General features: G+C 70.4%; 18 protein-coding genes. 11 read left to right on the top strand and 7 right to left on the bottom strand.

Annotation, left to right across the window (positions count from 1 at the left end; genetic code table 11):
* Positions 1-13 precede the first annotated feature (13 nt).
* From fdh to ACQEUX_RS05455, 4 genes are read left to right on the top strand one after another with little or no spacing between them, the layout of a single operon-like run.
* Positions 14-3,289 carry a formate dehydrogenase gene (fdh, locus tag ACQEUX_RS05440; protein WP_433042060.1) on the top strand — a complete coding sequence of 1,092 codons (3,276 nt, stop codon included), beginning with the start codon at positions 14-16 and terminating at the stop codon, positions 3,287-3,289.
* A 3-nt stretch (positions 3,290-3,292) separates the two neighbouring features.
* A complete protein-coding gene (locus ACQEUX_RS05445) occupies positions 3,293-4,336 on the top strand; it encodes a 4Fe-4S dicluster domain-containing protein (RefSeq protein ID WP_433042063.1) in 1,044 nt (347 codons plus the stop codon).
* A complete protein-coding gene (gene nrfD / locus ACQEUX_RS05450; protein ID WP_433042066.1) occupies positions 4,333-5,409 on the top strand; it encodes an NrfD/PsrC family molybdoenzyme membrane anchor subunit in 1,077 nt (358 codons plus the stop codon). Before ACQEUX_RS05445 ends, nrfD begins: the two co-directional genes overlap by 4 nt.
* Positions 5,410-5,459: 50 nt before the next feature.
* The gene (locus ACQEUX_RS05455; RefSeq protein ID WP_433042069.1) at positions 5,460-6,746 is read left to right on the top strand and encodes an L-lactate MFS transporter; all 1,287 of its coding nucleotides are present in this window, start codon (positions 5,460-5,462) and stop codon (positions 6,744-6,746) included.
* A gap of 68 nt (positions 6,747-6,814) precedes the next feature.
* On the opposite strand, the gene ACQEUX_RS05460 is transcribed toward ACQEUX_RS05455, so the two are convergent.
* Positions 6,815-7,321 carry a VOC family protein gene (locus ACQEUX_RS05460; protein WP_433042072.1) on the bottom strand — a complete coding sequence of 169 codons (507 nt, stop codon included), beginning with the start codon at positions 7,319-7,321 and terminating at the stop codon, positions 6,815-6,817.
* A 92-nt stretch (positions 7,322-7,413) separates the two neighbouring features.
* Complete coding sequence (locus ACQEUX_RS05465) at positions 7,414-7,989, bottom strand: winged helix-turn-helix domain-containing protein (protein ID WP_433042075.1); 576 nt, start codon at positions 7,987-7,989, stop codon at positions 7,414-7,416.
* Positions 7,990-8,271: 282 nt separating this feature from the next.
* Between ACQEUX_RS05465 and ACQEUX_RS05470 the strand changes: the two genes are divergently transcribed.
* Positions 8,272-12,645 carry a S8 family serine peptidase gene (locus tag ACQEUX_RS05470; RefSeq protein WP_433042078.1) on the top strand — a complete coding sequence of 1,458 codons (4,374 nt, stop codon included), beginning with the start codon at positions 8,272-8,274 and terminating at the stop codon, positions 12,643-12,645.
* Between the two features lie 69 nt (positions 12,646-12,714).
* On the opposite strand, the gene ACQEUX_RS05475 is transcribed toward ACQEUX_RS05470, so the two are convergent.
* Positions 12,715-13,221 carry a winged helix-turn-helix domain-containing protein gene (locus ACQEUX_RS05475; protein WP_433042081.1) on the bottom strand — a complete coding sequence of 169 codons (507 nt, stop codon included), beginning with the start codon at positions 13,219-13,221 and terminating at the stop codon, positions 12,715-12,717.
* 269 nt (positions 13,222-13,490) lie between these two features.
* Here ACQEUX_RS05475 and ACQEUX_RS05480 point away from each other — a divergent pair, with 269 nt between their 5' ends.
* Genes ACQEUX_RS05480 through ACQEUX_RS05495 form a run of 4 tightly spaced genes read left to right on the top strand, consistent with a single transcriptional unit; the run spans position 13,491 to position 17,131 of the window.
* Positions 13,491-14,474: a phosphatase PAP2 family protein gene (locus tag ACQEUX_RS05480; protein ID WP_433042084.1), complete on the top strand. Its 984-nt coding sequence runs from the start codon at positions 13,491-13,493 to the stop codon at positions 14,472-14,474.
* Positions 14,475-14,490: 16 nt separating this feature from the next.
* Positions 14,491-15,186, top strand: coding sequence for a response regulator (locus ACQEUX_RS05485; protein WP_433042087.1), 696 nt, complete (start codon positions 14,491-14,493; stop codon positions 15,184-15,186).
* Positions 15,183-16,631 (top strand): ATP-binding protein, encoded by a 1,449-nt coding sequence (locus tag ACQEUX_RS05490; RefSeq protein ID WP_433042090.1) that lies wholly within the window; start codon positions 15,183-15,185, stop codon positions 16,629-16,631. Before ACQEUX_RS05485 ends, ACQEUX_RS05490 begins: the two co-directional genes overlap by 4 nt.
* Positions 16,628-17,131, top strand: a complete 504-nt coding sequence (locus ACQEUX_RS05495) for a hypothetical protein (protein ID WP_433042093.1) — start codon at positions 16,628-16,630, stop codon at positions 17,129-17,131. The genes ACQEUX_RS05490 and ACQEUX_RS05495 overlap by 4 nt, the downstream gene beginning before the upstream one ends.
* Before the next feature lie 19 nt (positions 17,132-17,150).
* Here ACQEUX_RS05495 and ACQEUX_RS05500 read toward each other — a convergent pair whose 3' ends face one another.
* The 3 genes from ACQEUX_RS05500 to ACQEUX_RS05510 are packed head-to-tail and all read right to left on the bottom strand — an operon-like array spanning position 17,151 to position 20,457.
* Positions 17,151-18,173 (bottom strand): D-alanine--D-alanine ligase family protein, encoded by a 1,023-nt coding sequence (locus ACQEUX_RS05500; protein WP_433042096.1) that lies wholly within the window; start codon positions 18,171-18,173, stop codon positions 17,151-17,153.
* Complete coding sequence (alr, locus tag ACQEUX_RS05505) at positions 18,170-19,312, bottom strand: alanine racemase (RefSeq protein ID WP_433042099.1); 1,143 nt, start codon at positions 19,310-19,312, stop codon at positions 18,170-18,172. The genes ACQEUX_RS05500 and alr overlap by 4 nt, the downstream gene beginning before the upstream one ends.
* Positions 19,309-20,457: an acyltransferase family protein gene (locus ACQEUX_RS05510; protein WP_433042102.1), complete on the bottom strand. Its 1,149-nt coding sequence runs from the start codon at positions 20,455-20,457 to the stop codon at positions 19,309-19,311. Before ACQEUX_RS05510 ends, alr begins: the two co-directional genes overlap by 4 nt.
* A gap of 149 nt (positions 20,458-20,606) precedes the next feature.
* Between ACQEUX_RS05510 and ACQEUX_RS05515 the strand changes: the two genes are divergently transcribed.
* Both ACQEUX_RS05515 and ACQEUX_RS05520 read left to right on the top strand, forming a co-directional pair.
* Complete coding sequence (locus ACQEUX_RS05515) at positions 20,607-21,479, top strand: LLM class F420-dependent oxidoreductase (protein WP_433042105.1); 873 nt, start codon at positions 20,607-20,609, stop codon at positions 21,477-21,479.
* Positions 21,480-21,732: 253 nt separating this feature from the next.
* Positions 21,733-23,760, top strand: a complete 2,028-nt coding sequence (locus tag ACQEUX_RS05520) for a serine/threonine protein kinase (RefSeq protein WP_433049608.1) — start codon at positions 21,733-21,735, stop codon at positions 23,758-23,760.
* 70 nt (positions 23,761-23,830) lie between these two features.
* Here ACQEUX_RS05520 and ACQEUX_RS05525 read toward each other — a convergent pair whose 3' ends face one another.
* Positions 23,831-26,092 carry a catalase gene (locus tag ACQEUX_RS05525; protein WP_433042108.1) on the bottom strand — a complete coding sequence of 754 codons (2,262 nt, stop codon included), beginning with the start codon at positions 26,090-26,092 and terminating at the stop codon, positions 23,831-23,833.
* Between the last annotated feature and the right edge of the window lie 65 nt (positions 26,093-26,157).

A 26,157-nucleotide genomic window follows, 5' to 3' on the forward strand; every position in this document is an offset into this window, starting at 1 on the left:
GAAAGGTGCCGCGATGGGGGTGCGTAGCTGGATCGAGGGCTGGCCGGTCTATCGCCAGCTCACCGGCACCGATCCCCTCGGCCGGGGTGCCGCGGCCGAGTCCGCCGGGTCCCGGGCGCTCACCGCCCGCACCGAAACCGCCGACTCGATGGCCCGGTCCGTCTGCCCGTACTGCGCCGTCGGCTGCGGCCAGCGGGTGTACGTCAAGGACGGGCAGGTCAGTCAGATCGAGGGCGACCCGGACAGCCCGATCTCGCGGGGTCGGCTCTGTCCGAAGGGTGCGGCGAGCAAGAGTCTGGTGACCAGCCCGTTGCGGCAGACGACGGTCCGCTACCGCCGGCCGTACGGCACCGAGTGGGAGGACCTCGACCTCGACACGGCAATGAACATGATCGCCGATCGGGTCCTGGCCGCCCGGGACGAGACCTGGGAGGACGTCGACGCCGAGGGTCGGCCGCTGAACCGGACGTTGGGTATCTCCAGTCTGGGTGGGGCGACGCTGGACAACGAGGAGAACTACCTCATCAAGAAGTTGTTCACCGCGATGGGGGCGCTCCAGATCGAGAACCAGGCCCGTATTTGACACTCCGCCACCGTCCCCGGTCTGGGGACCAGCTTCGGTCGTGGCGGCGCCACCCAGTTCCAGCAGGACCTGTCGAACTCCGACGTGATCGTCATCCAGGGTTCGAACATGGCCGAGGCGCACCCGGTCGGCTTCCAGTGGGTCATGGAGGCCAAGCGCCGTGGGGCGAAGGTCTTCCACGTCGACCCGCGTTTCACCCGCACCAGCGCTCTGGCTGACTCGTACCTGCCGATCCGGGCGGGCACCGACATCGCGCTGCTCGGCGGGGTGATCCGCTACATCCTCCACAACGAGCTGGACTTCCGGGAGTACGTCGTCGCCTACACCAACGCCGCGACCATCGTGACCGAGGAGTACGCCGACACCGAGGACATGCACGGGCTCTTCTCCGGCTTCAACGACGACAACGCCACCTACGACCAGGCCAGCTGGCGGTACGAGGGCCACAGCCAGAACCAGACGACCCGCGACAGCGAGACGCAGCGGGAGACCGCGGCCGGGCTGGAGCACGAGTCACACGGTGCGCCGGTCGGCGGCCAGACCTTACGCGACGAGACGTTGCAGCACCCGCGCTGCGTCTACCAGATCCTCAAGCGGCACTACGCCCGCTACACCCCGGAGATGGTGGAGCGGGTCTGCGGCATCCCGCAGGAGAAGTTCCTCGAACTGGCGCAGGCGTGGACGGAGAACTCCGGTCGGGACCGCACCGGCATGCTCGTCTACTCGGTGGGCTGGACCCAGCACAGCGTCGGTGTGCAGTACATCCGCACCGGTGCGATCATCCAGCTCCTGCTGGGCAACGTGGGCCGCCCGGGTGGCGGGGTGATGGCCCTGCGAGGGCATGCCAGCATCCAGGGTTCGACCGACATCCCGACGCTGTTCAACCTACTTCCCGGCTATCTGCCGATGCCGCACCACGCCAATCACCCGACCCTGGACAAGTGGGTGGACAGCATCCGGCACCCGGGGCAGAAGGGCTTCTGGGGCAACGCCCGCACCTACGGCGTCAACCTGCTCAAGGCGTACTGGGGTGAGGCCGCCACCGCCGAGAACGACTACTGCTACGGCTACATGCCGCGGATGACCGGTGATCACGGTACCTACCAGCAGGTGCTCAACATGATCGACGGGAAGGTCAAGGGGTACTTCCTGCTCGGGCAGAACCCGGCGGTCGGCTCGGCGCACGGTCGCGCGCAGCGGCTCGGCATGGCCAATCTCGACTGGTTGGTGGTCCGGGACCTGTTCATGATCGAGAGCGCGACCTTCTGGCAGCGCGGGCCGGAGATCGAGACCGGCGAGATCATGCCCGAGGAGTGCCGTACCGAGGTGTTCTTCCTGCCGGCCGCCTCGCACGTGGAGAAGGAGGGCACCTTCACCCAGACGCAGCGGCTGTTGCAGTGGCGGGAGAAGGCTGTCGAGCCGCCGGGCGACGCCCGCTCCGAGCTGTGGTTCTTCTACCACCTGGGGCGCATCATCCGGGAACGGTTGGCGACGTCGACCAAGCCCCGCGACCGGGCGCTGCTCGACCTCACCTGGGACTACCCGACGCAGGGCCCGAATGCCGAGCCGAGCGCCGAGGCGGTGCTGCGCGAGATCAACGGGTACGACGTGGCGACCGGCCGGCCACTGTCGTCGTTCACGGAGATGAAGGACGACGGCTCCACCGTCGGCGGGTGCTGGATCTACACCGGGGTGTACGCGGACGGCGTCAACCAGGCCGCCCGCCGCAAACCCGGCGCGGAACAGTCCCTGGTGGCCCCCGAGTGGGGTTGGGCCTGGCCGGCGAACCGGCGCATCCTCTACAACCGTGCGTCGGCCGACCCGGACGGCAACCCGTGGAGCGAGCGCAAGCGCTATGTCTGGTGGGACGCGGAGAAGGCCGAGTGGACCGGCTACGACGTGCCGGACTTCGAGAAGACCAAAGCGCCGTCCTACCGACCGGAGCGCGACGCCTCGGGCGTGGCGGGCATCGCCGGTGACGACCCGTTCATCCTCCAGGGCGACGGCAAGGGCTGGCTGTACGCGCCAACCGGCGTGCTCGACGGGCCGCTGCCCACCCACTACGAGCCGGTGGAATCGCCGGTGCGCAACCCGCTCTACCGGCAGCAGGCCAATCCGACCCGCAAGGTCTACACCCACCCGATCAACACGCTCAACCCGAGCCCGCCCGAGGAGCACAGTCAGGTCTTCCCGTACGTGTTCACGGTCAGCCGACTCACCGAGCACCACACCGCCGGTGGGATGAGCCGGACCGTGTCACCCCTCGCCGAGCTGCAACCGGAGATGTTCGTCGAGGTGTCGCCGGAACTGGCGGTCGAACAGGGGCTCAACCACCTGGGCTGGGCCCACCTGGTGACCGCCCGTGCGGCCATCGAGGCGCGGGTGCTGGTCACCGACCGACTCACCCCACTGCGGGTCGACGGTCGGATCATCCACCAGGTGTGGTTGCCGTACCACTTCGGGTTCGAGGGTCTGGTGACCGGCGACTCGGCCAACGACCTGTTCGGGATCAGCCTCGACCCGAACGTCCTGATCCAGGAGAGCAAGGTCGGCACCTGTGACGTCCGGCCTGGGCGACGCCCCAGAGGACTGGAGCTGCAGGAACTCGTCATCGACTACCGGCGGCGGTCCGGGGACCTCAACCCGCACTACCCACCGCAGGTCACGACCGACTCCGCCGACAGCGGCCCGGACCAGGAGGTCTGACCCATGCCCCACGCCAACGCCCTGTACGGCCCGCTGGACCCGGCGCCCGACGCCGGTTACGAGAACCCGCCGCCACGGATGGGGTTCTTCACCGACACCAGTGTCTGCATCGGCTGCAAGGCCTGCGAGGTCGCCTGCAAGGAGTGGAACGGTGTCCCGGAGAGCGGCCTGGACCTGCTCGGCATGTCGTACGACAACACCGGGGCGCTGACCGCGAACTCGTGGCGGCACGTCGCCTTCGTCGAGCAGCCCCGTCGGGCCGGCATGGCGACCCCGGCGTTCGCGGGGAACCCGGACGGGCCTGCGGTCAGCCCGGAGACGGCGACGGTCGGCGCGCGTACCAGCACCGACGTCGGCACGGACCCCGGCCTGCCCACCGGCTCACCCGCGGCGGCGGCCCGGATGTCGGCCGGCCCGGAGTTCCTGGGGATGCCGGGGGCGCAGCCGCCGGGTCGGGGGTCGGGTGCGGAGGATCGTACTGATTTCCGTTGGTTGATGATGTCGGACGTCTGTAAGCACTGCACCCATGCGGCGTGCCTGGATGTCTGTCCGACCGGTTCGCTGTTCCGTACCGAGTTCGGGACGGTGGTGGTGCAGGAGGACATCTGCAACGGCTGCGGCTACTGCATCTCCGCGTGTCCGTACGGGGTGATCGATCAGCGTAAGGACGACGGTCGGGCGTGGAAGTGCACGCTGTGCTACGACCGTTTGGGCGCGGGGATGACGCCGGCGTGTGCGCAGGCGTGCCCGACCGAGTCGATCCAGTACGGGCCCCTCGACGAGTTGCGGGAGCGGGCCGCCACGCGGGTGGCCACGTTGCGCGGGCGTGGTGTTCCCGAGGCGCGGTTGTACGGGCACGACCCGAACGACGGTGTGGGTGGTGACGGGGCGTTCTTCCTGCTCCTCGACGAGCCCGAGGTGTACGGGCTGCCACCCGACCCGATCGTGACCACCCGCGACCTACCGGCCATGTGGAAACGCGCCGGCCTCGCCGCCGTGGCCATGACGGCGGCCACGGTGTTCGCGTTCCTCGGCAGGCGGCCATGACCGACGCGCCATCGAACGAACCGGTCGGCGCGCGGTTCCGCGAGTTCCAGGCCCGTCTCGACCAACCTGACGGGAAGCGTCGGCCCGGTCGGGGTCGCGGTCACGACGGCGAGCAGCTCACCGTGCCGGCGGCCGACTTCACCTCCTACTACGGCCGGCCGATCCTCAAACCGCCGGTGTGGAAGCACGACATCGCCGGCTACCTGTTCACCGGGGGCCTCGCTGCCGGGGGAGCGTTGATCGGCGCGGGCGCCCAACTCACCGGCCGGCCCGGTCTGCGCCAGGTGGGACGGTGGACCGCCCTCGGCGGTGTCACCGCCAGCGCGTACCTGCTGGTGCACGACCTCGGGCGGCCGGACCGCTTCCACCACATGCTCCGGGTCGCCAAGCTGACCTCGCCGATGTCGGTCGGCACCTGGATCCTCACCGTGTTCGGGCCACTGGCCGGCATCGCCGCGGTCGCCGAGATCGCGCCACGGCTGCCGCAGCACGGCGTGCTCGGCCTCGCCCGCCGACTCGCGCCACCCGTGGGCAACATCGCCGGACTGGCCGCCGCGGCCACCGCCCCGGCGCTGGCCACCTACACCGGGGTACTCCTCGCCGACACCGCCGTACCGTCCTGGCACGACGCGTACCCCTCATTGCCGTTCGTCTTCGCCGGCAGCGCACTCGCCGCGGCGTCCGGGGTCGGGCTGATCGCGGCACCCGCCGCGGAGACCACCCCGCTGCGGCGACTCGCCCTCGCCGCCGCGACCACCGAGTTGGTCGGCGGTCGCCGGTTGGAGCGGCTGGGCCTGACCGGTGAGCCCTACCGGCACGGCCGCAGCGGTCGACTGGTCCGTGCCGGGCGCGTGCTGCTCGGCGTGGGCACCGTCGCGGCGCTGTTCAGCCGACGCAGCCGGGTCCTGGCCGCGGTCTCCGGCGCCGCTCTCGTGGCATCGTCCGTCGCCACCCGATTCGGTGTCTTCGAGGCCGGCATGGCGTCGGCGCGCGACCCGAAGTACACGGTCGTGCCGCAACGGGAGCGGCGCGACAGCAGGGAGGGCCGGACGCCGGCCGAGAAGGGGACGTAGCTCGACCAGCAGGCGCCAGCCAATGAGCCGGCAGACGGGGGACTCAGCTCATGGCACACACCGCAACTGATCCGGGAAGATCCACACCGACGCGGGGCCGGTGGGGCCTCGTCGTCGCCGCAGTGCTCGTCCAGCTCGCGCTCGGCGCGGTGTACGCGTGGAGCGTGTTCAACACGCCGCTTCAGGAGGAGTTCGGCTGGGCCAAGTGGCAGGCCGTGCTGCCCTTCGAGGTGGCGATCGGGACGATCTTCATCGGCAGCCTCGTCGGTGGCCGCATCCAGGACCGGCTCGGACCACGACCCGTCGCGCTGGGCGGCGGTGTGCTCTACGCGATCGGCAACATGCTGGCCTCACTCACGTCGTCGAAGGACGACCTCTGGTTGCTGGTGCTCACCTACGGGGTGCTGGGTGGAATCGGTTTGGGAGCCGCGTACATCACCCCGATCGCGATGCTCGCCAAGTGGTTCCCGGACCGGCGTGGCCTGATCACCGGCATCGCGGTCGCCGGATTCGGCTTCGGCGCCGTGATCGTCGCGCCGGTGGCGAAGGGGCTGCTCAACGGCACCGACGACCCCACCAGCGTGTTCTTCCCGCTGGGCGTCGCCTACCTGATCGCGATCCTGCTCGGGGCGTCCTTCTTCCGCAACCCACCGGCGGGGTACCAGGTGCCCGGGTTCACCCCGAAGACCGCCGGTCGGGTCGTCGCCGGGACCCGGGTCTACACGCTGCGGGAAGCACTGCGCACCCGGCAGTGGTACCTGCTCACCGGCATCCTCGCGCTCAACGTCGCCTGCGGCATCGCGCTGATCTCCCAGGCATCCGACGCCACCCAGGTCATCACCGGGGCGAGCGCGGCGACCGCCGCCACCCTGGTCGGCGTCCTCGGTCTGTTCAACGGCGCCGGGCGGGTCGCCTGGGCGTGGCTGTCCGACCGGACCGGTCGGATGCCGGCGTTCATCGGGATGCTGCTGTTGCAGGCGATCTGCTTCTTCATCCTGCCGCACGCCGCGTCGCTCGCGCTCTTCGCGGTCCTCGCCGCACTCGTCTACCTCGCCTACGGCGGCGGCTTCGGCACGATGCCCGCCACCGCGGCCGACTACTTCGGCACCCCGCACGGCGGTGCCATCTACGGCGCGATGATCGTGGCCTGGAGCATCGGGGGTGTGGTCGGCCCGCTGGTCACGTCACTGCTCTACGAGGCGAGCGGCAACAGCTACACGCTGCCGTTCACGGTCATCGCCATCGTCGCCCTGATCGCCCTGGTCCTGCCGCCGATCACCCGGTTGCCGTCCGAGCCGGGACGGTCCCAGGCGCAGGGTGGTGGCGGCCGCCGCTGAGCCGTCTCGCCGGAAGGGCGTGGGGTGCGGCCGGAGACCGGCATGCACCCCACGCCAGTCGAGTGGGCTCACTCGTCGCGGGCGAACCCGCCCTTGGGTGCGATGATCTCGAGGTTCGTTCCGTCCGGGTCGTTGAAGTACGCGACCTCGGTGCCAACGGCAGCCGGCGGGTTCACCTCGCCGAACGCGAAGGTGTACGGCTGTCCGAGGAACTCGATCCCGGCCTCGTGCATCCGGTCGAAGACCGAGCGCACGTCGTCCACCGTGAAGCACAGGTGCATCGAGCCGGGCCGGTTGGCCGCCACCTGGGCGACGTCACCGACCGGCTCCTGGAACTGGATCAGGTCGATGCCGAGGTTGTCGAGGTTGAACGTGGCGTACCGCAGCTTCGTCGTCGGCAGCCCCTGCGACTGCGCGAACCCGGTTCCGTGCATGCTCTCGTCGCGTACGACCGGTTCCGCGCCGAGCAGGGCCTGATAGAACGCGACCGAGCGGTCGAGGTCACTCACCGCGATCCCGACGTGCGCGGCCGACGTGAGGCCGATGGACACGGTCGAGGGGTTGGGGAATGCCATCCTGACTCTCCTTACCAGCGTTCTTCGTCGCTTGTGTTGCTGCTGATCTTCAAGTCGTACCCCCGGCGGGATCAGTTCATGCGACGTCGCCGTCAGGCTCGTTCGACCCGCGCCTGCTGGTGATCGGTCAGCCGTAGCCCGACACCTCGAACGACATCGATGGTGGCTCCGGTGCCGAGGTCGTGCAGCTTGCGGCGCAGCCGCTTCACCAGCGACTGCACGTCCGCCTTGCGTTCTCGCCCCTCGTCCCCCCAGACCGACCGGTGCAGCTCCGCGTAGCTCCAGACCCGGGCCGGCTCGGTGATCAGACAGGTCAGTAGGTCGTGTTCCAGGCGGGTGAGATCGACCTCGCGGCCCCCGCAGCGTGCGCGGGACCGGGCCGAGTCGATCACCAGGGCGGCGACGGGCGCCGGTTCGGGCGGGGCGGCGGCCACCTGCTGCGGAGCAGCGATCAGTCGGCGTAGCTCGTCGAGGTCGGCCACCAGCAGCAGCGGTGCGATGCCGTCGAGGCGTTCCGCGAGCCGGATGCGCTCGGCCGGCGACGGGGTCACCGCGATCAGCAGTGGGAACGGCTCGTCGGCCGGATCACCCGTGTCTAACGTTGCCTCGTCGTCCTCGGCCACAGCACCGCCCGGGATCGATGGGCATTCCTGCCCAGCTCTCGTCATGGTCTGACAATGATTGGCAAGCGCGCCGCCAGCTCGGCAACTCTTAGCGACAAGTTGCTCACGGCAAGTTCTTGATCGTCCTTTCTTCTCGATCATAGTGTCCACTCGGGCAACCGGCGTGACCCGCGCGGTGCATGGGAAGGCATGGAGGGTTCGATCGCTCGGTACGCCGAGACGAACCTCCGCACCCTCACCATGGCCCATTTTTCACCCTGGGTCGTTCTGAGGGAGGCAGCACCAATGTTCAGACGTCCACAATGGCGGCGCGCAGCCAGATCACTGGTGAGCGCCGGTGCGGCGACAATCCTCGCCGCGACATGCTTGGCCACCATCAGCTCAGGCGCGCAGGCCGCGCCGGGCGCCGGGATGGGGGCGGGCGCCCCCACGGGGGACAAGATCCGACCGGAGCTCGCCAAGCAGCTCCAGGCCAAGAGTGAAGGGGACTTCTGGATCCGGTTCAAGGACCGGGCGGACCTGAGCCAGGCCAGTGCCATCAAGGACTGGTCGAAGCGCGGCACGGCGGTGGCGGACGCTCTGCGCAAGACCGCCGCAGCGAGCCAGGGCAAGATCCGGGCCGACCTCGACAGCTCGGGCGCGAAGTACCAGACCTTCTGGGCCACCAATGCGATCAAGGTGAGCAGCGGCTCCCTGGCGATGGCCCAGAAGTTCGCCGGTCACGCCGAGGTCGAGGGCCTCTACGCCCCGGTTGCCTACAAGGTGCCCGAGACCACCAAGGGCACCGACGAGAAGACCGTGAACGCCCTCGAATGGGGCATCGCCAACATCAACGCCGACGACGTCTGGTCCCAGTACGGCGTCAAGGGCGAGGGCATCACCATCGCGAACATCGACACCGGGGTCCAGTTCAACCACCCGGCGCTGGTGAACTCCTACCGGGGCAACAACGGCGACGGGACGTTCGACCACAACTACAACTGGTTCAACGCCGCCGGAACCTGCGCGGCAGCACCCTGTGACAACGACGGCCACGGCACGCACACGATGGGCACCATGGCCGGCTCCGATGGCGCGAACCAGATCGGTGTCGCCCCCGGGGTCAAGTGGATCGCGGCGAACGGTTGCTGCCCCAGTGACGCCGCTCTGATCGAATCCGGTCAGTGGATGCTCGAGCCGTTGGACCTCAACGGCCAGAACGCGGACGCGAGCAAGCGCCCGAACATCATCAACAACTCGTGGGGCACCCGGGACCCGTCCAACGAGCCCTTCATGGAGGACGTGACGCTGGCCTGGGCCGCGTCCGGCATCTTCGGCGTCTGGTCCAACGGCAACAGCGGACCGGCGTGCCAGACCAGTGGCTCGCCGGGCAGCCTCGCCAGCAACTACTCGACCGGCGCGTACGACATCAACAACAACGTCGCCGGCTTCTCCGCCCGGGGCACCGGGCAGAACGGCGAGATCAAGCCCAACATCTCGGCTCCGGGCGTGAACGTCCGGTCGAGCATTCCGGGCAGCGGCTACGGCAGCATCAGCGGCACCTCGATGGCCGCACCGCACCTCGCGGGCGCGATCGCGCTGCTGTACTCGGCGGCTCCGTCGCTGGTCGGTGACATCAACGCGACCCGTGCGCTGCTCAACGGCGCGGCGGTCGACAAGGCCGACGCCCAGTGCGGTGGCACCTCGGCCGACAACAACGTCTACGGCGAAGGCCTGCTGGACGCCCTGGCGTTGCTCAACGCCGCACCGACCGGCGACATCGGCACCCTGGCCGGCACGGTCACCGACGCGGCCACCGGCGCCCCGATCGCCGGTGCGACCCTGACGCTCACCGGCCCGACCGCGCGTGAGCTGACCACCGGGGCCGAGGGCAAGTACTCGACCCAACTCCCCACCGGTGACTACCAGGTCGCCGTGGCGGCGTTCGGTTACGGCAGCACCACCAAGCCGGCGACGGTCGCCAAGAGTGCGACCACGACGCTCAACGTGGCACTGACACCGGTGCCGAGTGTCAACGTCACCGGTGCGGTCACCGACGGCTCCGGTCACGGCTGGCCGCTGTACGCGAAGGTGACCGTCACGGGTGTGTCCGGTGTCTACGACTACACCACGCCGTCGAACGGCCGCTACAGCATCGCGCTGCCGGCCGGGCAGACGTACACCCTGAAGTACGAGTCGCAGTACCCGGGTTACCAGACCGTCACCAAGGAGGTCGTGGTCGGCTCGGTCAACGCCACCGCCAACGTCGCCGTGCCGGTGGAGACCACCACCTGCACCACCGCGCCCGGATACACGTTCGGCTCCGACGGTGAGTACGAGACCTTCGACGCCACGACCACGCCGGCCGGTTGGACTGTCGTGGACAACGCGGGCAGCGGTCAGGTCTGGAAGTTCACCGACGACGGCAACCGGGGCAACCTGACCGGCGGCAGCGGCAACTTCGCGATGATCGACAGCGACGCCTACGGAGCGGGCACCAGCCAGGACACCTCCCTGGTCAGCCCGGCGGTCAACCTGACCGGCGTCACGGCCCCGGTCATCCGGTTCAACCAGGACTTCAACCAACTGAACAACGACACCGCCGACGTCGACCTGAGCATCGACGGTGGTGCCACCTGGACCAACGTGCTCCGCCAGGAGACGGACGTCCGGGGACCGAAGGTGACCGAGATCCCGATCCCGCAGGCGGCCGGTCAGGCGCAGGTGCAGGTCCGGTTCCACTACTACGACGCCTCGTACGAGTGGTGGTGGGAGGTCGACAACGTCCTGATCGGCAGCCAGGTCACCTGCGTGCCGGTCGACGGCGCTCTGGTCGTCGGTAACGTCCGCGACAAGAACGACAGCAGCTACGTCAACGGTGCGACGGTCACCAGCAAGGACCGGCCCGCCGAGAAGGCCGTCACGGTGGCGACGCCGGACGACCCGGAGCTCGCCGACGGCTTCTACTGGATCTACTCGACGCTGACCGGCGCGCACCCGTTCACCGCGACCGCCGGCAACTACGTCAGCCAGACCAAGCAGGTCGACATCGAGGCCGACTGGGCGACCGTCGCGAACTTCCAGCTCGCGGCCGGCCGACTGTCGGTGACGCCGACGCAGCTCAACGCGACGCTCCAGATGCCCGGCGGCAAGACCAGCAAGACGTTCACCGTGACCAACACCGGCGGCGCGCCGGTCGAGGTCAAGTTCAGTGAGCGTGACAACGGGTTCGAACTCCTCCGGGCGGACGGGTCCAAGGTCACCAGGCAGCAGGTGCTCGGGGCCACCGGTGCACCGGAGCAGCGGCTCACCGTCCCGACGTCGTTCGCCGCCAAGGCGTCCGGCAAGGAGGCCAAGGTGGCCGCCACCGGGGTCGGCCCGCAGGCCGCCCCGTGGACCGACATCGCCAACTACCCGTCCACCATCATGGACAACCGGGTGGTGAGCCTGGACGGCAAGGTGTACTCGCTGGGCGGTGGCGACGGTAGCGCCTCCACCACCAAGAACTACGCCTACGACCCGGCCGCGCAGGCGTGGACGGCGATCGCCGACCTTCCCGGCGCCCGCAACGCCCTGACGGTGGGCGTCGTGGGTGGGAAGATCATCGCTACCGGTGGCTGGGCCGACGCGGGCCCGGACTCCGCCACCTGGTCGTACGACCCGGGGGCGAACACCTGGACGGAGCTGGCCGACAACCCCGCTCCGCGGGCCGCTGCCGGGCAGGCCGTCGTCGACGGCAAGCTGTACGCGGTCGGTGGCTGCACCACCTCGGGCTGTACGCCGATGTCGAACAGCGTCGTCCGGTACGACCCGGGCACTGACACCTGGGAGACGATGGCCAATTACCCGAAGTCGGTGGCCTTCGCCTCCTGCGGTGGGATCGACGGCATCGTCTACTGCACCGGCGGCAACGATGGCGCCGCCGCGCAGAAGGCCACCTACGCCTTCGACCCGGGTGCCAACACGTGGACCGCCGTCGCCGACGCGCCGGTCGACAACTGGGCCAGCTCGTACGCCGTCGCCAGCGGCAAGCTCCTCGTCGTCGGCGGCTCGCAGGGTGGGGCCATCAGCAACGCCGGCTTCGCCTTCGACCCGGCCGCTGGTTCCTGGTCCAACCTGCCGAACTCCAACACGGCGCGTTACCGCGGTGGCGCGGCGTGCGGTTTCTACAAGATCGGCGGCTCGTCCGGCAGCTTCAACGCGGCTGCGGAGAGCGAGATGCTCCCGGGCTTCGAGGGATGCAGCGAGGCCGCTGCCGACGTCAGCTGGATGACCATCGACAAGTCGGCGGCCACCCTGGCGCCGGGTGAGAAGGTCACGGTCACCGTCGGCATGGCGGCGAACGTGGACCAGCCGGGCACCTACGCCGGCTCGGTCGGGATCACCGAGAACACCCCGTACTCGGTGGCACCGGTCGCGGTGACCATGACCGCGAACCCCCCGAAGACCTGGGGCAAGCTCATGGGTACGGTCACCGGCACCAGCTGCCAGGGTGCGACCTCGCCGCTCGCCGGCGCGGTCGTCCAGGTCGACTCGTGGGCGCTGTCGTGGACCTTCGCCACCGACGCCGAGGGCAAGTACGCCCACTGGGTGGACCGTCGCAACAACCCGCTCACGATGATCGTCGCCAAGGACGGCTGGAAGCCTCAGACCCGTCAGACGAGGATCGACACCGCCACTCCCACCGTGGAGAACTTCGGGCTGGCGCCCATTCGGTGCTGACGCCTGAGCGGTAGCACCAATCCGGCCCGCCTGGTCACCGACCAGGCGGGCCGGACCATGTCCGGCGGATCAGACGGGAGTGAGCCGGAAGCCGACCCCGCGTACCGAGTGGATCGTCGCCGCGGCGTTCAGCCGGGCGAGCTTGCCGCGCACCCGGCGGACCACCGAGTGCATGTCGGAGCCGCGGCCGAGGTGGCGGTTGCCCCAGACCTCCAGGTGCAGTCGCTCGTAGGTCCAGATCTGCCCGGGGGCGTGCACGAGGCAGAGCAGGACGTCGTGTTCCAACCGGGTCAGGTCGATCTCCTGGTCGCGCCACCGCAGCACTCGGCGGTCGGAGTCGACGGCCAGGTCGGTTGGTGGCGGCTGGGGGCTCGGCGCCACCTCGGCGACCATGGCCCGGGTCGGGGGTACTGTGACTCGAGGTGTCTCGACAACCCCGAGAAACTCTCGGGCCTGGTCGACGTTCGAGACGATCAGGAAGGCGTCGCTCCCGCCGAGCAGCCGGGCCAGATGTCGGCGTTCGGCCGGCGAGGACGCGATGCCGATGACCAGGCTGGCGACCGGAATTCCCTGCATTCCCCAACCCCTTCCGGTTCCCCAACTCACTCCGGACGGATTTTTCGCACCGCCGACCGAAACATTGATCGGCGTCCTGACCCTAGTGGTGGCTGATCTCGGCGAGGTAAAACATCGTTGCATGTAAGCATGTGAATCCCATGGCGCCGCCGAGGCTCACACGGCCCTCCCGCCGACGATCCGCTTATCCGGAGGCAGCGGGAGCGTTGTGACAGAACCATGACAATCCGCGTACGGCGTACGGACCTGCCGGGGCGAGCATGGGCGCCATGACCATCGGATCGTCGTACCCTGTCGGGCGGTCGACGCCCAACCCGCCGTCGGCACGACCGCTGCCACACGCCCGCGCGGTGGTGCCGCTGGGTCTTCGGCTGCTGGGGGCGGCTCTGTGCTGTCTGCTCGCTCTGGCACTCACCGCCACCGTCTTCGTGCGGACGTACCCCGGTCAGTGGCTCGACGGTCTGCTTCTCCCGCGTGCCGAGCGGGGCGGAGGGTACGAGCAGCAGACCGTCCTGGTGGGTCCGGCCAAGACCGTGCTGGCCACCTTCGGCAGCCCGATGCTCCTCGCCGCCCTGCTCGGCTCCGTGCTGCTGGTGGGTGTGCTGCGCCGACGGCTGCTTGCCGGCGTCGTCGGCGTGGGAATGGTCGTCTGCGCGGTGGTGGTGGCCGGCGGGGTGAAGTCGGCGCTACCCCGCCCGGATCTCCAGATCGAGAGCTCGACGACCCACAACAGTTTCCCCAGTGGCCACGTCGCGGCCGCGACGGCCCTGCTGCTGGCGTTCGTCCTGGTCCTTCCCGGCTGGGCTCGGCGTTGGCTGGCAGTGCCGGGTGCGGCAGGCGTCACGGTGATCGCCTCGGCCACGATGATCGCGGGCTGGCACCGGTTCAGCGACGCGCTCGGCGGCGTCCTGCTGGGTGTGGCGTTGTTCTGCCTGGCCGCCGCCGCGCTGGCGGGCTGGCGTGGCGACCGCGACACGATCGGCGGGTCGGACGGCGGCAGCCTGTGGCGCAGATTGGCCGAGGCGGCGGTCGGGCTGGTCGTGCTGGTCTGGGCAGGTGTGGTCGTCGTGCCCAGCCTGGCCGCGTCGGTGCAGCGCGGGACGCTCGTCGCCATCGTGGCGGCCGGCGGGTCGACGGTGTTCCTGGTGGGTTCGGTGGTGTTCCTGGTGCGTTCGACGGATTTCGCGGTTCCGCTCTCTCAGCGGCACGGTGTGCGACGGCAGCCATCGACGGAATCTCAAAACATTTCATGATGGGATACTTGACGACATGTCCCAGGTCCTGCTGATCGAAGACCACCAGACGGTGCGCGACGGGCTGCAGTTGGCGCTCACCCGACAGGGACACACGGTGCACGCTGTGGAGACCGGTGAGCAGGGGCTGGAGCGGCTGCGCACGACCTCGTCCGACGTCGTGGTCCTCGACCTGATGCTGCCCGGGATGGACGGGTTCGAGGTGTGCCGCCGGATCCGGCAGCTCGGCGACCTGCCGATCATCATGCTCACCGCCCGCAACGACGACATGGACGTGGTGGCGGGCCTGGAAGCCGGCGCCGACGACTACGTGGTCAAGCCCGTGCAGGCCCGGGTGCTCGAGGCGCGCATCCGCGCCGTGCTCCGACGCACCGGTGGCGAGTCGCGGCGTACCGGCGGCGAGCGGGCCGGCCTGGAGCAGCACGGCGCACTGACCATCGATCGGGCCGCGCTGGTGGTCAGCAAGGACGGTGCCCCGGTCAGCCTCGCCCCGACGGAGCTGCGCCTGCTGCTCGAACTCTCGCACACACCGGGCCAGGTGCTGAGCCGACAGCAACTGCTGGAGGCCGTGTGGGAACACGGATATCTCGGCGACTCGCGACTCGTGGACGCGTGCGTCCAGCGGCTGCGCGCCAAGATCGAGGCCGACTCGTCGGCGCCGGTCTTCATCCAGACCGTGCGCGGTTTCGGATACCGGTTCGGGCCGCTGTGACACTGTGGCGCTGGGCCGGCGCCCGGGTCTCGGGCCTGCGGGTCCGGCTGGTGCTGGCATTCGCGCTGCTGGGTGTGACCACCACGGCGGTCGTGGCCAGCGGCAGCTACTTCCAAGCCCGCACCGTCATCCTTCAGCAGGCGCAGGACGCCGCCGTGATGTCGTTGACCGACCAGCTTGCGAAGGTTTACCCGATCGCCCAACTCCCGCCAACCCAGGGTGAACTGGACGTGTTGGCCCAGCGCCTCTCCGACCGGGAGAGCTTCGCGGTGGTCGTCTACCGGGACATGCGGGCGCAGAGCTCGCCGGCACCCGACCTGCTCACCCCCGAGCTGCGGCAGGAGGTCGGCGACGGCCGCATCGCCTGGCAGCGTGTCTCGCTCGACGGACAGCCCATGCTGCTCATCGGCACCCAGCTGGAACTCGACCGGCCCGACGGCACGTCCCGGCCGTCCGGGCTGGAGGTCTACTCGGTGCGCAGTCTCGTGCCCGAGCAGCAGAGCATCGACCGGCTCGCCACCCTGGCGTGGCTGACCGGTGGGCTGTCCCTGATCCTCGCCGTCCTGTTGGCCCTGCTGGCCGCCCGTGGCGTGCTGCGACCTGTCCGCGACCTGGGTCGGGCGGCGCGCCGCCTCGGCGAGGGCGACCTGAGCACGCGGCTGACGGTCCGGGGCGCCGACGAACTGGCCGATGTGGCGCGGACGTTCAACGACACCGCCGGGACGCTGGAGCGGCAGGTCGACGAGCTGCGGCGGATGGAGTCCGACGCCCGCCGTTTCGTGGCCGACGTCTCGCACGAACTCCGTACGCCGCTGGCCGCGATGACGGCGGTCACCGACGTGCTGGACGAGGAGGCCGACCACCTCCCCGGGGACGCGGGCCGGGCCGCCCGGCTGGTCAGCCAGGAGACGCAGAACCTCACCCAGCTGGTCAACGACCTCATCGAGGTCAGCAGGTTCGACTCCGGCACTGCCCGGCTCGCCGTCGACGACGTGGACGTGGCCGCGGCGGTGACCGCGACCCTGCGGATCCGGGGCTGGCTCGACCGGGTACGGGCGGAGCTGCCGCCCGGAATCGTGGCCCGACTCGATCCCCGGCGGCTGGACGTCATCGTCGCCAACCTGGTCGGCAACGCGTTTCGGCACGGTGCCGAGCCGGTGTCCGTGCGCGTGAGCGCCGACGCGGACTGGATCACCATCGAGGTCAGTGACCACGGTCCGGGCCTGGACCCGGAGGTGCTGCCGCACGTCTTCGACCGCTTCTACAAGGCCGACACGGCGCGAACCCGCTCCGAGGGCAGCGGCCTCGGCCTCGCCATCTCCTGGGAGAACGCGCGCCTGCACCGCCACGGCGAGCGGCGGGGCCGTCTCGTCGCGGGCAACAGCCCCGACGGCGGCGCGGTGTTCACGCTCCGGCTGCCCCGGGACGCCGGAGGTGCCCGGTGACCGGCCGCCGGACGCGCCGCGCGTTCCTCGCCGGTGCGATGCTGCTCACGCTGCTCGCGACGGGTTGTGGGGTGCGGCCCAGCGGCGTCATCACCGGTCGACCCGCGGTCAGCGGCCCATCGCGGGGCATCGGGCTCTACCTGCTCTCGCAGGGCGAACTCACGCTGGTGCTGCGCCCGTCGAAGGCGGACGCCCCGCCCGCCGAGACCCTCGTCCTGCTCGCGGCCGGTCTCGACGAGAGTGAACGCAGCCAGGGTTTCACGAGCGAGGTGCCGGTTGATGTCGCCCCGGTCATGGTGACGCCCGGGGCCGATCGATCTGGCGGTCTCACGGTGCGGACGACCAGTGCGGCGCGGTCGTTGTCGGCGAACGCCGCCGACCAGATCATCTGCACGGTGGCCGACGCCGCCGCGCGGATCGGCCTGGCGACGACCTTCGCCGAGGTCACCATCGTCGGGCCGGACGGCGCCCGAAAACCCCGGCCCTGCCCGATCAGGTGATCAGGCGCCGGCCACCGCCTCACACCAGATCGACCGCCCGTGCCTGCCGGGGCAACCCGCTGTAGCGGATCCGGTCCTGGTCGGCCAGCGCGCCGGAGATCAGAATGTCGATCAGCGTGGCGAACCCGAGGCCGGCCTTCTGCCAGATCTGCGGGAACTGCGACGCGGCGGTGAAGCCGGGGAACGTGTTGACCTCGTTCACGATGGGCTCGGGTGAACCCTCGGCGGGCAGGAAGAAGTCGACCCGGAGCAGTCCCCGGCAGTCGAGGGCGTGGAAGGCGCGGATCGCACGGTCCTGGAGCACCTCGGTGGTTGCCTCGTCGAGCGGGGCGGGGATCTGGAAGACCGCCCCACCGTCGTACTTCGCGTCGTAGTCGAAGAAGCCGGCACCGGTCACCCGGATCTCCAGGGGCGGGCCGGCCTGCACCCGGCCGTCCGGGTGCTGAAGGACGGCCACGTCGATCTCACGCCCCCGCGCACCCTGCTCGACCAGCACCTTCGGGTCGACCTGGCGGGCCTGCTCGAGCGCGGCGGGAACGCCCGCCCAGTCGTTCACCTTGACGACGCCCAGGCTGGACCCGGCCCGCGCCGGCTTGACGAAGACCGGCAGCTCCAGCCGTCGCCGGTCGGCGGGCGACAGCTCCTCGCCGGGACGCAGCGTCACCCCCGGGCTGACCCGCAGGCCCTCCGCGGCGAGGAGCCGCTTGGTGACACCCTTGTCCATGCCGGCCGCGCTGGCGAAGACACCGTTGCCGACGTACGGCACGCCGAGCCATTCCAGCAGCGACGCCACGGTGCCGTCCTCGCCGTACGGGCCGTGCAGGGCCGGGAACACCACCTCCTGGGCGCGCAGGACGCGCAGCGCCGCAGGGAGTGGCGTCGGCCGACCGTCGACGTGCCAACCGCCGTCACGATCGATGAGCACCTCGGTGACCTGGTACCGCTCACGGTCCAGGTTGGCGAGGATGCTCGCCGCCGAGCGGCAGGACACCTCGTGCTCGCCGCTCTGCCCGCCGTACAGCACTGCCAGTCGGGTCGTCATGAAATCCGTGCCCTTTCGTGGAGGTGGTCGCGGGCCACCCGGGCCCCGATTCCGGTCAAGATCTCGTGTGGGTTGGTGCCGGCCCAGCGGGCCCATTCGACGACCGTCGGTGGGCTCTGGTCATCCTCGGCGGGGCCGAACACCACGACCGGGTCGCCGATCGCCACCGGCAGGTCGCCGGCGTCGACCACGCACTGGTCCATGGCGATGCGCCCGACGATCGGGCACCGTCGGCCGCCGAGCCACACCGCGGCGCGGCCGCCGGCGGCCCGGGGCAGGCCGTCGGCGTAGCCGAGCGGCAGCAGCGCCAGGGTGGTCGGCGCGCCGGTCACGTGCTCGGGCCCGTAGGAGACGCCCGTGCCGGCGGGCACCCGCTTCACGTTGACCACGCTCGTCCGCACGGTCATCGCGGCGTGCAGCCCGAACTCGCCCGGACCGGTCGCGCCGAACGGGTCCACGCCGTACAGCGCGATTCCGATCCGGCAGAGGTCGAAGCGGGTCCGCGGTGCGGACAGTGCGGCCGCCGAGTTGGCGAGGTGGACCAGGTCGGGGTCGAGGCCGGCCGAGCGGGCGACCCGCAGCGCCTCCTCGAAGGTTGCCACCTGCCGGTCCAACTCGGGGGCACCGGGCATGTCCGCGTCGATGAGGTGGGACCACACGCCGCGCACCCGGATCCCGCCCTCCCGTTCGTACTTGCGGGCCCAACCGACCAACTCGGGCCAGTCGTCCCCGGCGGCCCCGTTGCGGGACAACCCGGTGTCCGCCTTGAGCTGCACCATCGCCGGTACGCCGAGCCGGCGGGCCGCGTCGGCGACGGTGTGCAGGTGCGTCGTCGTCGACACGCCGACGTCGACGCCAGCGATGATCAACGTACCGAAGTCGTCGTTCGGGCCGTGCAGCCAGCTCAACGTGGGCGCGGTCACACCGGCGTCGCGCAGGGCCAGCGCCTCGGCCGCCGAGGTCACCCCCAGCCAGCCGGCGCCGGCGCGCAGCGCGGCACGGGCCACCTGCACCGCACCGTGGCCGAACCCGTCCGCCTTCACCACGGCCATCAGGTCGGTGCCGGCGACCGACGCGATCGTCCGCACGTTGCTGGCGATCGTCGTGAGGTCGATCACCGCCTCGGCCAGGGCGCTCATTCGGCCACCTTCAGCTGGCGGGAACCGGGCAGCGTGAACAGCCAGCGCGCGCGCACCGCCAGCAGCCCGCGGTGGATGGCCAGGCTCAGGCCGGTCACCAGACCGGTCAGCAGAACCGGGTATCCGAGCACGATCAGACCCTGGACGGGCCGATTCAGCCCGGAAACCGGTACGAGCAACAGCCGGTGCAGCAGAGCCAGGACCGGCATGTGGATGACGTAGATCGGCAGTGTGATGCGGCCGAGCCTAGCCAGCGGGTTGCTGAGGGCGGGCCACCGGGCCAGCCGCGCGGCGGCGGTGATGCCGAAGGCGACCGCCACGACGGAGACCGCCGTCCATACGCCGAGCCACTGCTGGGCGCCAGCCACCGCCATCGCGGCGAGCGCGAGAACGTAGACGCCCGAGGTCAGCACGAGGCGGCGTCGGCTGGCGGTGGCCGCCCACCGTTGGATCTGCGGCCGCAGGTACAGGCCGGCGAGGAAGAAGACCAGGTTCTGGTAGAGGCCGGCGCGGTTGCCCGGGGTGTCGAGCAGGCCGGCGGCGGTGACGGCGGACAGCACCGCGGCCGGCACGAGAACCAGCGCCCGGGGCACCCGACGGGTCGCCTTGGCGATCGTGAAGTACAGCGCCAGGGCGTACAGGTACCAGAGGTTGGACGGCGTGATGGTGAGCTGCTCCAGCAGGCCGAGGGCCGAGGTGGCGCGGTCGGTCGGCAGCTCCGGAGCGGTGGCGAGGACGGCGGTGTGGATCAGCAACCAGACGGCGTACAGGTAGAGGAATCCGGCGATCCGGCTGCGGGCGACGACCCGCCAGGGCCGCTGAGCGGCGTTCGCCGCGAAGACGCCCGAGATGGTGAAGAACAGCGGCATCCGCAGCGGAAGGAACTGCTCACCCAGCGTTCCCCACAGGCCCGGCACCGGTACGCCGATGTGCCAGTCGATCTGCAGGTAATCCTTGACGACGACGTGCCACAGGACGACGAGGATGATGCAGGCGCCTTTCGCCGCGTCGGCCCACTCCGCCCGGTGTGACCGGCCCGCGGCGGGGGTGTTCCCGGCCCGATAACGGTGGCGAAACCGGACGCGCGCCGCGTCAGGGTCGTTTTCGGCGGGCCGGGTGTCGATGAAGGAGAGCTCTTGGATCACCCATCAGAAGCTGCCAGCCGGATATCCGCGCGTGGTCCACGAATTGTCATGAACCGGTAATGGACGCCGGCGGGCGCGAATCGCGGGCAGCATCGAGCGGCACCCGCTGGCGCCCGGGGAGCACTAGGCTCGTTGCGGAGGTGCCGAACATGAAGCTCGGGCTGCACTACTGGAACTACTCGACCCCGGCCGACCCGGCCGCCATCGCCCCGACCCTGGCGGAGACGGCGGCCACCGCCGACCAGGCCGGCGTCGCGTCGTTCACGGTGATGGACCACTTCTTCCAGATGGACGCGGTGTTCGCGGCCGAGGAGCCGATGCTGGAGGCGTACACCACGCTGGGCTACGTCGCGGCGAAGACTCAGCGGATGACGCTGGGTGTGCTGGTCACCGGCGTGATGTACCGGTATCCGGGGTTGCTCGCCAAGACCGTGACAACCCTCGACGTGCTCTCCGGCGGCCGGGCCCGCCTCGGCATCGGCGCGTCCTGGTACGAGCGGGAGCAGCTCGGGCTGGGCGTGCCGGTGGTCCCGGTGGCCGAGCGGTTCGAGCGGCTGGAGGAGACGCTGCGCATCTGCCGGCAGATGTGGAGTGACGACGACGGTCCGTTCAACGGACGGCACTACCGGCTCGCCGAGACCATCAACTCGCCGCAGCCGTTGAGCCGCCCGCACCCGCCCATCATGATCGGTGGCGGGGGCGAGAAGAAGACCCTGCTCCTGGTGGCCCGGTATGCCGATGCCTGCAACCTGTTCGGCAGCAGCGGCACCGACGACGTCGCGCGCAAGCTGGATGTGTTGCGCGGGCACTGCGCCGCCGAGGGCCGCGACTACGACACCATCGAGAAGACGGTGGTCGCCGCCCGGCCGCCGCTGGACGACACCGACGCGTTCCTTGCCGAGGTGTCCGACTACGCCGCGCTCGGGGTGAGCGAGGTGCAGGTCACGCCGGATCGGCACCCGGTGGAGTTCGCCCAGCGGCTCGGCGACGAGGTGCTGCCACGGTTGGCGGACATCGGCTGATCGCGCTGCACGGTGCGGGTGGCCACTGTGCACAGAAAGCCACGGCGCGGCGGGATTATTGATGTACCCGCACCGATTCGGGCGGCGGAAAGGGGCCCGCTCGGGCTGGAATGATCCAGGTCACATAAAGGAGAGCTGCGCCCGCCGGAAATTGCGTCCACGGCGGGCCAGGTAGCCTCTCCGGGTGCCGCAGATGTTACCGCTTTTAGTTACCGATCGGTATGAAGTCTTGGAGCTCCTCGGCCAGGGCGGAATGGGTCGAGTGTGGAAAGCCCGCGACCGAATGCTTCAGCGGGACGTCGCCATCAAGGAAATCGTCCCACCGCCCGGCCTGACCGATCAGGCACGGCAGGAATTGCGGATCCGTTCGCTTCGGGAGGCGCGGGCGATCGCGCAACTCGACCACGTCAACGTCGTCCGGGTCTTCGACGTGTTGCTCAGCACCGACGGCGACCCGCAGATCGTGATGGAGTACGTGCCGTCCCGTTCGTTGCACGACACCATCACCACGGACGGCCCCGTCGCGCCGGTGCGGGCGGCCGAGATCGGGCTGGCCGTGCTCGGCGCGCTCCGCGCCGCCCACCAGGCCGGAATCATGCACCGAGACGTCAAACCGGCCAACATCCTCGTCGGCGTCGACGGCCGGATCGTGCTCACCGACTTCGGTCTGGCCACCGCCGTCGAGGACGTGAACCTGACCCTCACCGGTGTCGTGCTCGGCTCGCCCGCGTACGTCTCACCGGAGCGGGCCATGCGTGGCACCGTGGGCCCGGAGGGGGACTTCTGGTCGCTCGGCGCGACCCTGTACGCCGCGGTCGAGGGCCAGTCACCGTACGCCCGCCCGTCGAGTCTGATGAGCCTCACCGCCCTGGTCACCGAACCACCACCCACGGCGCGGCACGCGGGATCGCTCGCGCCGGTGTTGGACGGCCTGCTGCGGAAGGACCCGGCCGAGCGGCTGGACGCGGACGCCGCCGAGCGGTTGCTTCGCGCGGCGCTCGACGGCACGCCGACGCCCATCGCGGTGACGTGGCGCCCCGGGCCCACCGCGCCCCGGCCGGAGGCGGCGAGTGTGCCGCACCCGATCGGCGTCCACGGTACGCAGCTCGCACACGTGCAGCACCGGGGCGATCAGGTGCGCCACGACGTACCCCGGTCGTTGGCCGGCGCCGCACCGGCCGGTGCGGGTCGCGGACCGGCCCGCCGACGGCGGATCTGGCTCCTCGGTGGCCTCGGCGCCGTGGTCGCGCTCGGCCTGGTGATCGGCATCGCGCTGACCACCCGCCGCACGGCGCACCCGGGCGGCGGCGGGACAGAGCTGGTGGACTCGAGCGTGCCGGGTGCGGCGGCGAAGCCCGGCGCCGCGCCGACCACAGACGTGCTTCGGCCGATCTCGTGGTCGGTCTACCGTGACAGCAGCGGCTTCTCCGCGCCGGCACCGCGCGACTGGCAGATCGTCCGGCGCGGCCAGCAGGTCGAGTTCCACGAGCCGAACGGCGAACGGATGCTCGTCATCAGCCAGACCGACTCGCCTCGGAGCGACCCGGTGGCCGAGCTGAGCAGCCCCGCTGTCGGCGAGCGGTACCGCGACTTCCGCCGGGTCGAGCTGCTCGCCGTCAACTACCAGCTCAAGGCCGCCGACCTGGAGTGGCGCTACACCAGCGATGCGGGCACGGCCATGCACGCCCGCCAGCGCACCTTCACGGCGGCGAAGCGGAAGGGTTACCGCATCGCCTGGCTGACGCCCGAGGCCGACTGGGCGGCGGGGGCGGAGGCGTTCCGGGAGGTCACCGCGGGCTTCCGGCCGGCGTCGGCGGCGGGTGGAACCACCCCGTCCGCCAAACCCGACCCCAGCGTGTCGCCCAGGCCGAGCACGCCCCCGGCCCAGGACGGCTACCGGCTCGTCGGGGTGGCGAGCAACCGGTGCCTGGACATCACGGCGCCGGACTCACCGGACCCGGTCCGGCTCCAGCTCTGGGACTGCCGGGACGACCGTGCCCGCAACCAGCTCTGGACGATGCGGCCGGACGGGAGCGTCCAGTTGGGCGGGCGCTGCCTGGACGTGCTCGGTGCATCCAGCGACGCCGGCGCGGCGATCCAGCTCACCACCTGCAACACGACCCCGGCACAGCAGTTCACCCTGAACGCCGACCGACAACTGGTCAACGCGCACAGCGGAATGTGCCTGGGCGCGGTCGGCCAGAGCACCGCGAACGGGGCCCTGGTCGAGCAGCGGAGCTGCGGCGCCGGCACCAACCATCTGCAGTGGACCCGGAAGTAGCGGCAGGAGAGCTGACGAGGGCCGGCCTCCCGATGACGGGGAGGACGGCCCTCGCCGTGATCGGGCGGTGTCAGGCGACCGAGGCCGGGAATCGTTCCCACACCCGGTGTGTGGCCAGCAACTGCCGCACCGCCGTCAGAGCCTCGGCACCGGAGCCCGCCGTGACGATGCCGGGCGTGCCGGCCACCCCGGCCTGCTCCAGGACGGTGACGCCGGCACCCCAGGCGCCGATCGCCTTGGCGTGCCGCCAGCACTCCTCGACGAGGAGCAGCAGGCGGGGATCCACGGCTGCCGGTCCCGGCTCACCCGCCTTGTCGTCGCGGGCCGGGATCGCATCCGGTGCGGGTGCCGGCGCTCCGGCCAGCAGGACCGCGTCGAACTCGACCGACCGGCCGGTGGCGAAGGTGCGCTGCACCGGCAGGTTCGCCACCATGCCGCCACGTGGGGCGATCAGCAGCGGCACCATGCCGGCATCGAACACGGCCCGGCGGACCTCGGCGACGCCGTCCAGGTCGCCGTCGGGGTCGACGACGATCCCGATCGTGCGACCGTCACTCGGCCACTCTCTGCCGACCTGCGACAACGCCGGGCTCGGCGTGACGTCGGCGAGCGGCACGCTGGGCCGCGGGGCGGGCAGGCCCAGGCCGGTGGCGACCTCCGCGCACAGCACCGGGTCGATGTTGGCGAGGCTCCGGAGCTGGCGCTCCTTGATCGCCTGGTGGTAGCACTTGCCGAGTTCGAAGGTGTACGCCCGGATGATGTGCTCCTTCTCGACCGGCGACATGCTCAGCCAGAACAGGCGTGCCTGGCTGTAGTGGTCGTCGAACGAGACCGGGTTCGCGCGTACCTTGGGCGCCTGCGCCACCGTCACCGGCACGTCGAGGAACGCGTGTTCGTCGTCGCCGGCGGGGAACGGGTTGCCGCCGTCGAGTGAGTTCGGTCGGTACGGCGCGACACCCGCGTGCACGGCGTGCTGGTGGAAGCCGTCGCGCAGCATGTCGTTCACCGCGGCATGCGGGCGGTTGACCGGAATCTGTGCGAAGTTGGGCCCGCCCAGCCGGCTGAGCTGCGTGTCGACGTACGAGAAGAGCCGGCCCTGCAACAGTGGGTCGTTCGTGACGTCGATGCCCGGCGGGAGGTGACCGAGATGGAAGGCGACCTGCTCGGTCTCGGCGAAGAAGTTCGTCGGCGTCCGGTTGAGGACCAGCTTGCCGATGGGCTGCACCTCTGCCAGTTCCTCCGGCACGATCTTCGTCGGGTCCAGCAGGTCGATCCCGGCGAAGGTCTCCTCAGGGGTGTCGGGCAGGACCTGGATGCCGAGTTCCCACTCCGGGTACGCGCCGGCCTCGATGGCGTCGTAGAGGTCCCGGCGGTGGAAGTCCGGGTCCATTCCGCTCAGCATCTGGGCCTCCTCCCACGTGAGGGAGTGCACGCCCAGCTTCGGCTTCCAGTGGAACTTGGCCAGCACCGTCTCCCCGGCCTCGTTGACGAGGCGGAACGTGTGCACGCCGAAGCCCTCCATCGTCCGGTACGAGCGTGGGATGCCCCGGTCGGACATGTTCCACAGTGCGTGGTGCTGTGCCTCGGTGTGCAACGAGACGAAGTCCCAGAAGGTGTCGTGGGCGCTCTGCGCCTGCGGGATCTCCCGGTCGGGGTGCGGTTTGGCGGCGTGGATGATGTCGGGGAACTTGATGGCGTCCTGAACGAAGAAGACCGGCATGTTGTTGCCGACCAGGTCGAAGGTGCCCTCGTCGGTGTAGAACTTCGTCGCGAAGCCGCGAGTGTCGCGGACCGTGTCGGCCGAACCGCGCGAACCGAGCACGGTGGAGAACCGCACGAAGACCTCGGTTTCCCGCCCCTTCCTGAGGAAGCCGGCCCTCGTGACCGCCTCGGCGGTCCCGTACGCGGTGAACACGCCGTGGGCACCGGCGCCACGGGCGTGCACGACGCGCTCCGGAATGCGCTCGTGATCGAAATGCGTGATCTTCTCGCGCAGGTGGTGGTCCTGGAGCAGCGCCGGGCCACGCGGACCGGCCTTCAGCGAGTGGTCGGTGTCGCGTAGCCGCGCCCCCTGCGCCGTGGTGAGGTAGGCACCCTGCTGACCGTTCGTGGTCGTCGGCGCGCCGGTTTCCGCGCCGGTCGGCGTACGGGTCTGCGGTGCCCCCTGTTCCGGCTTCGGCGGCAGTGGGTCCTGCGGCGTCGTCGGTTCCTCGACGGTCGGTGACGCGCTTCCGGGTGCGCCGGGGACCTCCGGAGTCAGGGCGTCGGAGATCTTTCCGGAGGCTGACTTCACGGCGTTCTTGACCGCCTCGGCGGGCTTGCTTGAGTCCACTGGATGAACCCCTCCATGGAGCGTGTACGGGCAGGCGTCTGCCCTGCTACCCCTGGTCAGTGGGC

It is taken from the genome of Micromonospora sp. CA-259024, from assembly GCF_050936255.1.
Taxonomy (GTDB): Bacteria; Actinomycetota; Actinomycetes; order Mycobacteriales; family Micromonosporaceae; genus Micromonospora.

Bases quoted from the DNA above. Each gene is read 5' to 3' on its own strand.
- ACQEUX_RS05455 (WP_433042069.1), top strand. From the start codon at position 5,460: ATGGCACACACCGCAACTGATCCGGGAAGATCCACACCGACGCGGGGC.
- alr (WP_433042099.1), bottom strand. From the start codon at position 19,312: ATGAGCGCCCTGGCCGAGGCGGTGATCGACCTCACGACGATCGCCAGC.
- ACQEUX_RS05515 (WP_433042105.1), top strand. From the start codon at position 20,607: ATGAAGCTCGGGCTGCACTACTGGAACTACTCGACCCCGGCCGACCCG.
- nrfD (WP_433042066.1), top strand. From the start codon at position 4,333: ATGACCGACGCGCCATCGAACGAACCGGTCGGCGCGCGGTTCCGCGAG.
- ACQEUX_RS05520 (WP_433049608.1), top strand. From the start codon at position 21,733: ATGGGTCGAGTGTGGAAAGCCCGCGACCGAATGCTTCAGCGGGACGTC.
- ACQEUX_RS05445 (WP_433042063.1), top strand. From the start codon at position 3,293: ATGCCCCACGCCAACGCCCTGTACGGCCCGCTGGACCCGGCGCCCGAC.
- ACQEUX_RS05460 (WP_433042072.1), bottom strand. From the start codon at position 7,321: ATGGCATTCCCCAACCCCTCGACCGTGTCCATCGGCCTCACGTCGGCC.
- ACQEUX_RS05465 (WP_433042075.1), bottom strand. From the start codon at position 7,989: ATGACGAGAGCTGGGCAGGAATGCCCATCGATCCCGGGCGGTGCTGTG.
- ACQEUX_RS05480 (WP_433042084.1), top strand. From the start codon at position 13,491: ATGACCATCGGATCGTCGTACCCTGTCGGGCGGTCGACGCCCAACCCG.
- ACQEUX_RS05475 (WP_433042081.1), bottom strand. From the start codon at position 13,221: ATGCAGGGAATTCCGGTCGCCAGCCTGGTCATCGGCATCGCGTCCTCG.
- ACQEUX_RS05485 (WP_433042087.1), top strand. From the start codon at position 14,491: ATGTCCCAGGTCCTGCTGATCGAAGACCACCAGACGGTGCGCGACGGG.
- ACQEUX_RS05500 (WP_433042096.1), bottom strand. From the start codon at position 18,173: ATGACGACCCGACTGGCAGTGCTGTACGGCGGGCAGAGCGGCGAGCAC.